Here is a 14,198-nt window from a genome sequence, read left to right as displayed (position 1 = left end):
GAACAAATGAAGAAGACTTTAATTTATACGTTGGGACTCGCTGCCTTGTCTTTGGGTTTAACCAGTTGCGAAGAAGACTATCAGGCCATTGAGTATCCTGAAGCTGTAAGCAGCATCCCGGCACCTGTTAGCAATATTGTAAGCACACCGCTTCCAGGTCAAATTGCACTGAACTGGGATCTGCCGGAGAGTACGGAATACTACTACGTACAGGTGAGCTATTTTGATCACCTGACTGAAAAAGAAGTCGTTCGTGTGGCCAGTAGCTACGCGGATTCTATGCTGATTGACAACACCCGGGCCAAATTTGGTGAGTACGAATTCCGGGTTCAAACCTTTAGCCTGGCTAATGTGGGCAGTGAGATTACAACAGTAGCAGCTGTTTCGGATAAAGCACCGGCTACTGTTACCATTTCGTCATCGAAAGTTAATCTGACGGCTGATCAGCTGAGCACCAACAATCAGGAGCCGTCCGAAGGGCCCATTGCCAACCTTGTTGATGGAAACGCAGGGAGCTTCTTCCATACACGTTGGAGCTCTCCTCAAATTCCGATGCCCCAATACATTCAGGTTGATCTGGTAGAACCGATTCAGGCATTCCAGTTTTATTTTCAAAACAGGGCTTGGTCGCAGGTAGGTGCTCAAATCGTGGAAATCCAGATTAGCAATGACGGCGAAAACTGGGAAACCATCGCTACAATCGAGGGAGGACTGCCTTCGGGCGGAGGAGCAGAATATACCTCAGAAATTTTTGAGCCGGAAAATCCGTTCACTTTCTTCCGTTACAATGTTTTACAAACCTACGGAAGCAAGAACTATTTCAACATGGCCGAATTTGCACTGTTTGATGTTGATATTCAAACCTACGATCCTGAATTATAAATAGATTGTTGCAATTCACTGTGGAACCAGGGCAAAACTGCTTTTGGTTCCACTCACAGCTACTACTCAATGAAAAAAATGCCCTACGGGGCATTTTTAAAATCTGGCAATAAATTTACGACGAAACATGCCGGAATGGCAGAGGCCAAAGAAAAAATAACATACAGATATGCTTACCGGAAAATTTTGTAATGACAATTGAAACACAAATAGACATTAATATGAAGAATATGCTATTGCTGGCTGGCTTACTTCTGCTCGTTCTAAGCGGAATCGCGCAGCCGACTGCGTCCATCAACGACTGGGAAAACCCGGAAATATTTGGCATCAACAAGGAAGAGCCACGTGCAACCTTCTTACCCTATGCCGATGAGCAATCTGCGCTGGAAAATGATTACTCAAAATCTCCTTACTTTCTGGATTTAAACGGAACCTGGAAATTTAATTGGGTGTATACGCCTGCCGAGCGCCCGGTTGATTTCTACAAAAAGGAGTTTGATGTAAGTTCGTGGGACAACATCAAAGTTCCCGCAAACTGGGAATTGGAAGGCTATGGAACACCCATTTACACCAATGTGGCTTACCCGCACCCCAAAAATCCTCCCTACATCGATCATGCCCATAACCCGGTCGGCTCATATCGCCGCAGTTTCGAGCTGCCTCAGGATTGGGCTGGGCGCCGTGTTTATCTGCATTTTGAAGCCGGAACATCAGCGATGTACGTTTGGGTAAATGGCGAAAAGGTGGGCTATAGCCAGGTTACCAAAAGCCCGGTAGAGTTTGATATTACCAAATACGTTCGTCCGGGAAGTAACAGTCTGGCTGTTGAAGTCTATCGCTGGAGTGATGGTTCGTACCTGGAAGATCAGGATTTCTGGCGCCTTTCCGGAATTGAACGGAATGTGTTTCTCTACAGCACCGATCAAATCCGTATTGACGATTTCTTTGTGAAAGCGGGTTTGGATAAAGCCTACAAGAACGGCACCTTTTCGCTTGACCTGCGCCTAAATAACTTCACCGATAAACCAGCGGCGGGATCACTTCAACTAAACTTATTGGATGCGGATGGGAAACAGGTTTTCAGGAAGAAGGAAAAGTGGAACCTGGATGGCGTTGCCACAACGGATGTAAAGGTGAACACGACTGTTAAGAATGTGCGGCAGTGGAGTGCTGAAACGCCCAATCTGTATCAGCTGCTGTTGTCGCTCTACGGTGCTGATGGGAGGCTGATTGAAACAACATCGCAAAAAATCGGATTCCGATCCGTCGAACTGAAAAACAGCCAATTGTTGATCAATGGCCAGCCCGTTGTTGTCAAGGGCGTCAACCTGCACGAGCATCACCAAACCACGGGGCATTATGTGGATAGGGCCACCATGCTGAAAGACATTGAAGTGATGAAGGAACACAATATCAATGCCGTGCGGACCTCGCACTACCCCCACAGCACCTTGTGGAATTCGCTTTGCGATGAATATGGCCTTTACCTCGTTGACGAAGCCAATATTGAAACTCATGGAATGGGAGCCGAGTGGCAAGGTTGGTTCGACAAATCAAAACATCCGGCTTACCTGCCCGAATGGCATGCCGCCCACATGGACCGCGTCAAACGATTGGTGGAGCGCGATAAGAACCACCCTTCTGTTATTATCTGGAGTTTAGGCAATGAATGTGGAAACGGACAAGTTTTCCACGATGCTTACGAATGGATTAAAGAACGGGACGACAGCCGCTTGGTTCAGTCAGAGCAAGCCGGGCAAAATGCCAACACCGACATTGTAGCTCCCATGTATCCTGGAATGAACAGCATGAACGAATATGCTGCCAAAGAAAATCCCGGGCGTCCCTACATCATGTGTGAATACTCACATGCCATGGGGAACAGCAACGGAAACTTCAAGGAATATTGGGATCTGATTCGTTCCAAGTCACACATGCAAGGCGGTTTTATCTGGGATTGGGTTGATCAGGGCCTGCTAACTCAAGATGAAGCAGGACGGGCATACTGGGCTTATGGCGGTGATTTGGGCGGCCAGCAATATACCCACGATGAAAACTTCTGTCTCAATGGGCTGGTTTCCGCCGATCGTACCCCGCATCCCGGGTTAAAAGAAGTCAAACATATCTACCAAGATATCCATGTTTCGGCCATCAATCTTGAAAAAGGGGAATTGGAAATCTTCAACGAATTTTCCTTCATCAGTTTGGAGCAATTTAATTTTAAATGGGTGCTGCTGAAAAATGGCGAGAAAGAAGCTGAAGGTCAATTCACCACCAACGTCAAACCTGGGAAAACCCAACGAGTAGCCATTGACCTGCCTGAAATTCAACCGGAAGCCGGGGTGGAATATTTGCTTGATTTTTATGCCTACACCAAGGCAGAAACACGAATGCTTCCGGCAGGGCATGAGGTGGCACGTAACCAGATGGTTTTTGAGTCGACTAACTTTTTCGGGAAAGAACTTAGCTCGGACTCCAAACCAACCCTGGAAGAAAACAACCATCAGATTACCATTAAGGCCGCGGGTGTTGAAGTGGGAATCAGTAAGCGATCCGGATTGCTCAACCGCTTTGCAGTAAATGGAAAATGGCTGATTAGCTCAGAGCTGACTCCTGAGTTTTGGCGTGCACCAACCGACAATGATTTTGGGAATGGCATGCCCATACGCGCCAATGTGTGGAGAACAGCTGGCATTAACCGCAGCTTGAAGAATATTCGTGCCGAAGAAATCGGGAATGCCGTGGTTGTTACAGCCGATATGTTTCTCAACGATGTACAATCAGATTACCAATTGGTGTATGCTATGACAGGAGACGGACATTTGAGAATTGACGTCAAATACCAGGCCGGCCCGGATCTTCTTCCCGGACTGCCGCGCTTCGGTATGGTTGTGCGTATTCCCGGAGCATTCGACCAATTTGAGTACTATGGTCGTGGCCCGTGGGAAAACTACAACGACCGCAATAACGGAACATTCATCGGAATTCACTCCAGCTCGGTTGCCAACCAATACGTACCTTACGCACGTCCCCAGGAGAATGGCTACAAAACAGATGTTCGCTGGCTAAGCCTGACGAACCAGGATGGCCGAGGCTTAATGGTGAAAGGGCTACAGCCGCTAAGCACCAGCGCACTTCACTTCGAAACCAAGGACTTTGACCCCGGCTTGAGCAAAAAACAGCAGCACGCATCAGACCTTCATCCAAAGAAAGATGTATTTTTACACATCGATTTGGCACAATGCGGTGTTGGTGGAGACAATAGCTGGGGTGCCTGGACGCACGAACAATACCGTTTGGAAGAATCAAGCTATCAATACAGTTTTGTTTTGCAAGCAATCCAATAGATTGTTACTTACTTGAGGAAAGCCGAAAGGATGGAGCGAACCTCCATCCTTTCGGCTTTAACGATGAATGATCCATGAAGAAAATGATTAGACTAATTGCCGGGGTATTTTTATTGGCCGTTGTTGGTTGCCAATCCGGAAATCAACCCGAAACCGATATTACAGCTTCGTTGGTACCGATCGGCGAAGGCTGGTCACAAACCAGTGTGAATGCGACTATTTTCAGAAGAAATTCGGTAGTTTCATCGGCAAATTACCAGTTTGTGGCCTACTACGACAGCTCTGCGTCGGTAGTGCTGGCCCGCCGAAAACATGGAAGCGATAAGTGGGAACTTCACCAAACGCAATACAAAGGAAACGTGCGTGATGCCCATAACGTGATCAGCCTGATGGTAGATGGAGATGGCTACCTGCACCTGAGCTGGGACCACCACAACAATCCACTAAACTATTGTAGGGGAAAGGAGCCCGAAGAATTGATCATGGGGGATCGATTATTTATGACCGGTGAAAACGAACAAGTGGTTTCCTATCCTGAGTTTTATGCCTTGCCCAAAGGCGACTTGTTGTTTGCCTACCGGGAGGGTGGTTCGGGAAACGGCAACCTGGTGCTGAATCGATATGATTTAAAAAGCCAAAGCTGGGAGCGCCTGCAAAGCAACTTAGTTGATGGCGAAAATCGGCGGAATGCCTACTGGCAACTGTATGTCGATGATGCCGGCCATATTCATGTGTCGTGGGTATGGCACGAGACACCGGATGTACGCTCCAACCATGATATGTGTTATGCCGTTTCTTCAGATGGTGGTTTAAGCTGGAAGAAATCTACGGGCGAAAGCTACCAACTCCCCATCATCGAAGCAACTGCCGAAATCGTAAAGGCGATTCCCCAAGGTAGCAATTTGATCAACCAAACCTCGATGACGGCAGATCGGGAGGGTAATGCTTATATTGCCACGTACTTCAAAGCTGAGGGTGACAGCTGCACGCAATTTCATGTGATTTTCAAACAGAGTGGGCAGTGGAAAAGCTCGGTGGTGACCAATCGCACCCATGATTTTGAACTGGGTGGACTGGGATCACGAAGTATTCCCATCAGTCGCCCACAGTTGGTGTTTTTATCTAACGGAGATAAAAAGCGGTTGGCACTGATTTATCGTGACGAGGAAGTGGACAATCACGTGGTGTTGGCTTCTACAACGATTTCCGAATCATTCAACTGGAACTCACAAATTGTCAGTCCCTTTCCGGTTGACCGCTGGGAGCCTTCGTACGATACAGAATTACTTCGACGCAATAACACGCTGCATCTTTACTTCCAGAAAGTGGGGCAGGGGCAAGGCGAAACTAGTGTAGCCCTGGAACCTCAAATGGTGAATGTACTGGAGATAGACATGACGGGCACTTTTCAGAAGACTCAGGAGTAAGTACATCTCCTTCAGGGATGTCGTCTGACTTCATCGTGACTGGCCGAAAAAGCTTGTCTTTTCATCGCTCGTTCCGTATGGTGATTGATACCCATCCCTTGGGTAAGTGGATTGATAGTCAATGTTTAATAGTGAAATCGATTCTTACACCAAGTAAAAAACAGATCGCTTTTGGAAAAACTTTCTTGTTTCTGTGTGTTCGAACACGCGTAATTTGATATATTTGTGAAAATAATTTTGATACAACCGGATGCTTTCGCTTAGGGGAAAGCACTGGGATAGCACCAACTTGTGTAACAAGCTGGAGTAAAAGATAATCAAACTAAAAATTGACAGTATGACCAGTCTAAAGAACACGTTTTCAGTCGTGGTTTTGGCGGTACTTCTTGCCGCCTGCCAAACCGGACACTATCCTGAGCAACCGGAAGTGGCCATTGTGCCACAACCCAATGAGATGACTACCCTCGACGGTTATTTCACCATGAACTCAAAAACCGCCTTAGCCATTCCTGACACGCCGGCATTGAAGTCGGCAGCCGGTTTAATTAATCAGCGTTTTCAGCAGGCCGCCGGCTTTGCGTTGGAAATTGTTTCTGAAAGACCAGCAAAGAATTTCGTTGCTCTCGAGCTTGATGCTTCAGCCAACTTGGGAGAAGAAGGATACGAGCTGGTGGTTGATAAAAATGGCGTAACGATCAGGGCATCGACCGAGCGCGCGGGCTTTTATGGTTTGGTAACCATGCTTCAGTTACTTCCACCGCAAATTGAAAGCCAAACATTGGCCGCCAATGTGGATTGGGTGGTTCCTTTTGTACAGATTAAAGACCAGCCACGGTTTCCCTGGCGCGGGATGCATCTGGATGTTTGCCGGCATTTTGTGCCGGTCGAGTTCATCAAGAAGCAACTGGACGTCATGGCCCTCTTCAAAATGAACACCTTCCACTGGCACCTGACCGAAGACCAGGGCTGGCGCATTGAGATTAAAAAATATCCGAAACTCACCGAACTTGGATCCGTGCGAACGGAGGGTGACGGCAGTGAATATGGCGGCTATTACACCCAGAACGAAATCAAGGATGTGGTGGCTTATGCGGCAGAGCGTTTTATCAATGTAGTTCCTGAGATTGAACTGCCGGGACATTCGCTGGCTGCCCTGGTGGGCTATCCTGAACTTTCGTGCACCGGAGGCCCTTTTCAGGTTCGTAATGTGTGGGGCGTTGAGCCCGATGTGTATTGTGCTGGGAAAGAAGAAGTTTTTCATTTTTTGGAAGATGTTATCAACGAGGTGGTGCCCCTGTTTCCCTATGAATATTTTCATATTGGAGGAGACGAGTGTCCGAAAGATCGCTGGGAAGATTGTGCTGACTGTCAGAAGCGCATCAAAGCGGAAGGCCTGAAAGATGAACACGAGCTGCAAAGCTATTTTGTACAACGCATTGAAAAGGTGTTGCTGGCTCATGACAAGAAAATGGTAGGCTGGGACGAAATTCTGGAAGGCGGGCTGGCGCCGACTGCTACGGTGATGTCTTGGCGTGGTGAGGCTGGTGGTATTGAAGCCGCCAAGCAAGGGCACGACGTGGTGATGACGCCCGGAAATTGGGTTTATCTTGATCATTACCAAGGCGACAGTAAAGTGGAGCCCGTAGCTATTGGCGGTTACACCACCCTGGAAGAATCATACAGCTACGACCCGGTACCTGCCGATCTGGAAGGAGAATTGGCCAAGCATGTTCTTGGTACGCAGGGCAATGTGTGGTCTGAATACCTGTACACACCTGAGTTGTTTGAATACCGCATTTATCCGCGTATTATTGCCCTGGCCGAAGTGGGCTGGACGCAAAAGGAAAATAAAGCTTATGAAGATTTTCTGAGACGCATGGATCCGCAATTTGTACGGCTGGATTTGCACGGTATTAACTACCATATTCCGCTTCCCGAAGGGCCGGTAGATCAGCTAGCATTTACTGATGAAGCCACGCTTGCGTTTACCAACACGCGCTCGTTGAAAATGGTGTTTACTCTTGATGGAAGCGAGCCGGATCAAAACTCAACGGCGTATGAGTCTCCGCTGACTTTTAACGAGAATGCTACGGTCAAGATCCGTTCGGTTCTGAACACAGGAACAATGAGCCCGGTGCGAAGCATCACCGTTGAAAAGCAAGAATTGCTACCGCCTGTTTCGGTTGAACCAAGCCAAACGGGCTTGCAAGGGAAGTATGCCGAAGGAACCTTCGTTAAGGTTGAAGATCTGGAGTCGGCGGAAGACTGGAAAACCATCCAGGTGAATGAGAAAACCCTGCGAACCATCAACAACTACCGGCAGCCAACCGGTGCCATTCTAGAAGGATACATTGAAATTGCGGAAGATGGTGTGTATGAATTTCAAACCAATTTTGACCAGCTTTTTATTGCCAATCGGCTCCTGGTAAACAACAACGGAGAAGTGAAACGCTATTCGCGAAACAACGCACAAATCGCGTTGGCCAGGGGAACCCATCCAGTCAAAATTATTTACCTGAATAATAATATCGGAGGATTTCTGCAGTCTTGGAATCATTTCATTGTAGATTTAAAAAAAGTGGGTGACGAGAAATTCTCCCAAATCAAATTGGAAAATTATCACTATTAATTTAAGAAGCTGTCTTCTAAAAGCCTTTCTGGCGCGAGGTGGTGAAGACAGCTTCTTTCTCCGGTAAAATCGGAAATCTGCTCAATTATGAAGAATACAATACTACTACTCACTACTTTTCTAATGACCGGATGGACGGCTGCCAGCCAGTCGTCCGATCCGGTTTTTAATGTTTGGAATTATATTGAAAATGTCGATGTGATTCAGGAAAACAAAGAACCGGCTCATGCCACTTTTGTGTCGCATGGGTCAAAGGAAGCAGCTTTAAATTCCCAAGCGACACAAGCCAATTTCCGGCAGTCCCTTGACGGGATTTGGAAATTTAAGTGGGTGCGTTCCCCAAAAGATCGGCCAACCAGTTTTATGAATCCGGAGGAAAATGTGGCAGATTGGGACAACATCAAAGTACCATCGAACTGGGAGGTGGAAGGCTATGGGGTCCCCATCTACGTTAACCATCAATATGAGTTTGCAGACCACAAAGCACCGGTAGCCGATGATATTGAGCTGGACGGCATCTATCCGAAGTATCCGGGAAAAGTGCCCCACGAGTACAATCCGGTTGGATCTTATCGTCACAGCTTTGTGCTGGCCGACGATTGGAATGGCAAAGAAGTTTTTCTTCACATCGGGGCCATGAAATCAGGTGGCTTTGTATGGATCAACGGGAACTATGTGGGCTATTCGCAAGGCAGTAAGTTGCCTGCCGAATTCAATATTACCCCTTTTCTTCAGAAAGGCGAAAATACCATTGCCTTGCAAATTTTCCGCTGGACCGATGGCTCTTATTTGGAGTGCCAGGATTTTTGGCGCATCAGTGGAATCGAACGCAGTGTCTACCTGTATGCACAACCCAAGCTACGCTTTCGCGATTTAGAGGCCAGCGCAACGCTCGACGCTGCTTACCAAAATGGTGAGCTGCAACTCGCAGTAGAACTGAACAGCCATCTGCCCAAAGCGCAGAAAGTTCAACTGGCTTATCAGCTAATTGATGCGCAGGGGCGGGTAGTGACCAGTGACGCCAAAAAGTTGGAAGTTGGTGGGCAGGCAACTGTTAAGGAAGCCTTTTCGGCTACAATTGAAAGGGTCAAGCCGTGGAGCGCGGAGCATCCGAATTTATATACCCTTTTGCTGGAGCTTCAGGACAAGAAAGGCCAGCCCCTCGAAGCTACGGCCATCAAAGTTGGTTTTCGTACGGTTGAAATCAAACAAGGTTTATTGCTGGTCAATGGGCAGCGTATTACCCTGAAAGGAGTGAATGCCCAGGAAACCGATCCGGAAACAGGGCATGTGATGAGCGAAGAAATGATCATGAAAGATATTCGCTTGTGGAAAGAAAATAACATCAATGCGGTTCGCCTGAGCCATTACCCGCGTGGGGCCCGTTTTTATGAACTGTGTGACGAACATGGAATTTATGTGGTTGACGAAGCCAACATTGAGTCGCACGGCATGTATTATGGTGAGCATTCATTAGCCAAAAAGCCAGAGTGGGAAAAACAGCATGTCGACCGCATGGTTCGCCTGGTGGAGCGCGATAAGAACCATCCGTCGGTCATTATTTGGAGTATGGGCAACGAAGCCGGCAATGGTGTAAATTTTTATGCCGGTTACGAAGCCATGAAAGCGGCCGACCCACAAAAACGTCCCGTGCAGTACGAGCGTACGTATAAAGATCACGACGGCAGTATTTTGGATATGGATTGGAACACCGACATCGTGGTGCCGCAATATCCTTCGCCTGCTTTTTTTGAGTACATCGGCAAGCACAAAACCAACCGGCCGTTTATTCCCAGTGAGTATGCCCATGCCATGGGAAACAGCACGGGAAATTTCCAGGATTACTGGGATGTGATTGAGCTGTACGACAACCTGCAAGGCGGTTTTATCTGGGATTGGGTGGACCAGTCGATTTGGAAAACAAACGAAAAAGGCGAGCGCTTTTACGCGTATGGCGGAGACTATGGCGAGAACATGCCCACCGATAATACATTCCTGAACAACGGAATTGTATTTCCCGACCGGTCGGCGCAACCCGGATTATACGAAGTGAAAAAAGCGCACGAGTTCATCAACTTCAAAGCTGCGGGAGTCAATAATCACCATGAGTTACGTGTGTTTGTTGAGAATCTCTATGACTTTACCAATCTGACTGCATTTAACTTTACTGCTCAAATTAAGGCGGATGGAAAAGTGTTGAAGACCGACCATTTTAATGAGCTGGACGTGGAAACGCACACGGGACAGATGATCCGTATTTCGCTGGATGGCCTTGAGCAAAAAGCCAATACCCGCTATTTTGTCCACCTGTCGGCTACCTTGAAAAATGAGTGGGGGCTGTTGCCTGCCGGATTTGAAGTAGCCCGGGAACAGATAGAACTGGCCAACTTATTTGAACCGGAGCCGGTGGCGTCTTCAAATGGTGAAGCTTTGACAGTTCAGCAAAGCAACAAGCAGGTTACCGTGTCCAATGACGATTTTCGTTTTGTGTTTAGCCAGGCAGAAGGTCGTCCGGTTTCGTTCGCCTTTAAGGGCACAGAACTGCTGAAAGATGGTAAAGGCCCGAAACCCAATTTCTGGCGGGCGCCAACCGACAACGATTTTGGAAACCGTATGCAGTTCAACAACAGCGAATGGAAAAAAGCTTCGTTGTTTTCTGAAGTGATCTCTATGGAAACCGAAACCCTGGCCGAAAACCTTGTCAAGTTGGAAGTAGCCTACCAACTGCCTGGAGTGAATACGACCTTTGTCAGCGTGTATGAAATTGCGGGGACTGGTGTAGTAAAAGTTTCCAACCGTTTGAATACGACCGAATATAAAGCTGACATCCCTCGCGTAGGCATGCGCCTGCAACTGCCGAAAGCTTACGATCAGCTTAGTTATTTTGGACGTGGTCCTTGGGAAAACTATGTCGATCGCAAAGCTTCCACTTTCGTTGACCTCTACCAAGCCAATGTCAGTGAGCATTACGTGCCTTACGTGCGCCCCCAGGAAAACGGATACCGGACCGATGTTGGCTGGTGGGCGCTGTGTAATGAGCAAGGCGAAGGTTTGTTGATCGTAGCTGATCAGCCCAAAGCTGGTTTAGGCATGAGCGCCTTGCATATGCCAAACGAAGATTTTGATACTACCGGAGGACTGGATTACGAAGGAAACAGAGAGGTGGAGCCCGAGTTCCGTATTGATGGTATTCCAGAAGTGAATGGCAGCAAGCACATCAACGACATCAAGGAGCGCGATTTGGTGCAGTTGAATATCGACTTGGGCCAACGCGGTCTGGGTGGCGATAACAGCTGGGGCGCTCGTCCGCAAAAAGAATACACCTTGAATGGGCAGGAGCGTCATGAATATAGCTTCTTTATGGTTCCGCTTGTGAAAGGTTCAACGGAGAAGTATATTGAAATGAGCAAAGTCCTGATAAATAAAAAGTAACCAATCAAGAACAAACAGCCGTAGATCCAATGAATCATAAATTATTAATACTTGGAGGCTTGGCATCTTTAGCTGCCGGCTGTACTTCTTCGCAACTCAAAGTTGAAAAGCCTGATCGGCCGAACATCATCTTTATCATGACGGATGATCACTCGTTTCAAACACTGAGTGCCTATGATAATCGGTTTATCCAAACGCCGGGGCTCGACCGGATTGCCAATGAAGGGGTGACTTTCACCAACAGCTTTGTAGCCAATTCCATTTGTGCTCCCAGCAGGGCCGTGATGCTTACCGGGAAACACAGTCATGCCAATGGTCAGCGAGACAATACAGATACCTTTGACGGTAATCAGCAAACCTTTCCGAAATTGTTGCAGCAAGCCGGCTACCAAACTGCCTTGATCGGGAAATGGCACCTGAAAAGCGATCCAACCGGCTTTGATCACTGGAACATTTTACCCGGGCAGGGAAGCTATTATAATCCGGATTTTATCGATTCAACCGGACAAAAGCGTCACGAAGGTTACGTAACGGACCTTATCACTGACTTCAGCACCAATTGGTTGAATCAACGGGACAAAGACAAACCATTCTGTTTGCTGGTTCATCACAAAGCGGTGCACCGGGTGTGGATGCCACCAGCAAAATATTTGAATGAATTCAAAGACCGAGAGTTCCCGCTACCCGACAATTTCTACGATGATTACGCTGGAAGAACTGCGGCTGCCGAGCAGGAAATGAGCATCATTGAAAATATGGATTTGGTGTATGACCTGAAAATGCTGGACGAGGAAGGGGAAGTCCAAACACCTTATCGTTCCTACTACGAAAATGGGGCTTATGCGCGTATGACCGATGAGCAGCGCGATGCTTGGGATGCAGTGTATAATCCGATTATCGAAGATTTTAAAGCCCGTAACTTAAGCGGAAAAGAGCTGGCGGAGTGGAAATACAACCGTTACATGCAGGATTACCTGGCCTGTGTCAAATCACTGGACGATAATGTAGGCCGACTGTTGAAATATTTGGATGATAATGGATTGGCCGAAAGCACCTTGGTGGTTTATACCTCCGATCAAGGTTTCTATATGGGTGAGCATGGCTGGTTCGACAAGCGTTTCATGTACGAAGAATCGTTCCGAACACCATTGCTTATGCGCTTTCCCAAAGGATATGAGGCACGGGGCAAAATAGATCAGCTGGTGCAAAATATCGATTATGCTCCTACCTTTCTTGATCTGGCTGGTGCAGCCATTCCGGAAGATATCCAGGGCGAGTCGTTGTTGCCGTTGGTTGATGGAGAGCAGATAGCCGAATGGCGTGACGGCCTGTATTACCACTACTATGAATATCCGGGAGAGCATGCGGTAAAACGTCACTATGGCATCCGGACGGATCGGTATAAATTAATTCATTTTTACCATGATATTAACGAGTGGGAATTGTACGATTTGGAAAATGATCCAAGCGAAATGAGCAACTTGTGCGGGAAAGCAGAATACCAAGAAGTAGTTGATCACCTGAAAGTGGAACTTCGCAAGTTGCAGGAGCAATATCAAGATCCGGTGATGGTAAAAAAGTAGCTACCTGCCATCTGATATTGGTGATTTTTGCTGAGGCTGGCAAACGGAGAGTATGAACCTGAGAGATTTGGATCAATCAATTGTGACTAAGAAGTTCCAAAAAGATGCGTTATGCGTTGTTTTGTTCCAGGACCATAATACGTTGAAAATGATTTTCGAGGTGTTTACGCATCGCAATTCTGAATTCATCCGGAGATCCACCTTTCAGCACATCAACAATTCCGCGGTGCGATACATAGCGCTTATTTGAAATGGGCTTGTGTATCAACCCACTGTCATATACGTAATTAAAGACGGGGAGAAGCATCTTCTGAAAGTTCTTCAACGTTTCATTTTTTGTGATTGAATACAGCTTGCTATGAAATTCAATTTCGTGGCTGATATCAAACAGAATGTCTTCACTAAATTCAGGCTCCTGATCAACAATCTCATCCAACTCTTTCAGGTCCTGATCAGTAATGTGTCTGAAAATCAGATCGCCCATCCCAATCTCAAGAATAAGCCGGAGCTCAAAGATATCTCTCAACGTGCTGTTATCCAAGATGTGTGGAATCATTGATTTCTGCAGAAGCGATGAAATGTCGGGGCTGGTAATTACGGTTCCTTTATGCTTTATGGATTCTATCATTCCCATGGTTTTTAGTCGATTCAGTGATTCTCTAATCACTGTTCGACTGACACCCATAGCACTGGCTAGTTCAACTTCTTTCGGAATCACATCGCCGGGTTGCAGCGCATTTCTCTTAAAATAATCCACCAGGTTCATTTCAACTTTATCCACCAAACTTCTTGTGTCTATAGCAGTTATCAGGTTCTTATCTTCAGTTTCCATTTTTTTTATGCTTTCAAATATGTACTACATAACACAACAAATTTGCAAAAATGTTTGGAATAAAAA

The 14,198-nt window shown here is 47.0% G+C and carries 7 protein-coding genes; 6 read left to right on the top strand and 1 reads right to left on the bottom strand.

Translation table 11 applies throughout. From position 1 onward, the window contains the following. Positions 1-6: 6 nt before the first annotated feature. The 6 genes from AAC033_RS07300 (at position 7) to AAC033_RS07275 (ending at position 13,300) form a co-directional block, all read left to right on the top strand. Complete coding sequence (locus tag AAC033_RS07300) at positions 7-882, top strand: discoidin domain-containing protein (protein WP_339736694.1); 876 nt, start codon at positions 7-9, stop codon at positions 880-882. A gap of 221 nt (positions 883-1,103) precedes the next feature. Beyond that, positions 1,104-4,229 (top strand): glycoside hydrolase family 2 TIM barrel-domain containing protein, encoded by a 3,126-nt coding sequence (locus tag AAC033_RS07295; RefSeq protein WP_339736693.1) that lies wholly within the window; start codon positions 1,104-1,106, stop codon positions 4,227-4,229. Between the two features lie 74 nt (positions 4,230-4,303). Further along, positions 4,304-5,656 carry a BNR repeat-containing protein gene (locus AAC033_RS07290; RefSeq protein ID WP_339736692.1) on the top strand — a complete coding sequence of 451 codons (1,353 nt, stop codon included), beginning with the start codon at positions 4,304-4,306 and terminating at the stop codon, positions 5,654-5,656. Positions 5,657-5,993: 337 nt separating this feature from the next. Further along, the gene (locus AAC033_RS07285; protein WP_339736691.1) at positions 5,994-8,285 is read left to right on the top strand and encodes a family 20 glycosylhydrolase; all 2,292 of its coding nucleotides are present in this window, start codon (positions 5,994-5,996) and stop codon (positions 8,283-8,285) included. 87 nt (positions 8,286-8,372) lie between these two features. After that, on the top strand, positions 8,373-11,717 hold the full coding sequence (locus AAC033_RS07280) for a glycoside hydrolase family 2 TIM barrel-domain containing protein (RefSeq protein ID WP_339736690.1): 3,345 nt from the start codon (positions 8,373-8,375) through the stop codon (positions 11,715-11,717). A 29-nt stretch (positions 11,718-11,746) separates the two neighbouring features. Further along, on the top strand, positions 11,747-13,300 hold the full coding sequence (locus AAC033_RS07275) for a sulfatase (protein WP_339736689.1): 1,554 nt from the start codon (positions 11,747-11,749) through the stop codon (positions 13,298-13,300). 109 nt (positions 13,301-13,409) lie between these two features. Here AAC033_RS07275 and AAC033_RS07270 read toward each other — a convergent pair whose 3' ends face one another. After that, on the bottom strand, positions 13,410-14,132 hold the full coding sequence (locus AAC033_RS07270; protein ID WP_339736688.1) for an FCD domain-containing protein: 723 nt from the start codon (positions 14,130-14,132) through the stop codon (positions 13,410-13,412). Positions 14,133-14,198 lie beyond the last annotated feature (66 nt).

Origin of the sequence: uncultured Sunxiuqinia sp. (assembly GCF_963974515.1) — a bacterium.
In the GTDB taxonomy this organism is placed as follows: domain Bacteria; phylum Bacteroidota; class Bacteroidia; order Bacteroidales; family Prolixibacteraceae; genus Sunxiuqinia.
The sequence above is the reverse complement of the archived record's forward strand: the minus strand, read 5'-3'. Positions and strand labels throughout refer to the sequence as shown.

Bases quoted from the DNA above. Each gene is read 5' to 3' on its own strand.
- AAC033_RS07300 (WP_339736694.1), top strand. From the start codon at position 7: ATGAAGAAGACTTTAATTTATACGTTGGGACTCGCTGCCTTGTCTTTG.
- AAC033_RS07295 (WP_339736693.1), top strand. From the start codon at position 1,104: ATGAAGAATATGCTATTGCTGGCTGGCTTACTTCTGCTCGTTCTAAGC.
- AAC033_RS07290 (WP_339736692.1), top strand. From the start codon at position 4,304: ATGAAGAAAATGATTAGACTAATTGCCGGGGTATTTTTATTGGCCGTT.
- AAC033_RS07285 (WP_339736691.1), top strand. From the start codon at position 5,994: ATGACCAGTCTAAAGAACACGTTTTCAGTCGTGGTTTTGGCGGTACTT.
- AAC033_RS07280 (WP_339736690.1), top strand. From the start codon at position 8,373: ATGAAGAATACAATACTACTACTCACTACTTTTCTAATGACCGGATGG.
- AAC033_RS07275 (WP_339736689.1), top strand. From the start codon at position 11,747: ATGAATCATAAATTATTAATACTTGGAGGCTTGGCATCTTTAGCTGCC.
- AAC033_RS07270 (WP_339736688.1), bottom strand. From the start codon at position 14,132: ATGGAAACTGAAGATAAGAACCTGATAACTGCTATAGACACAAGAAGT.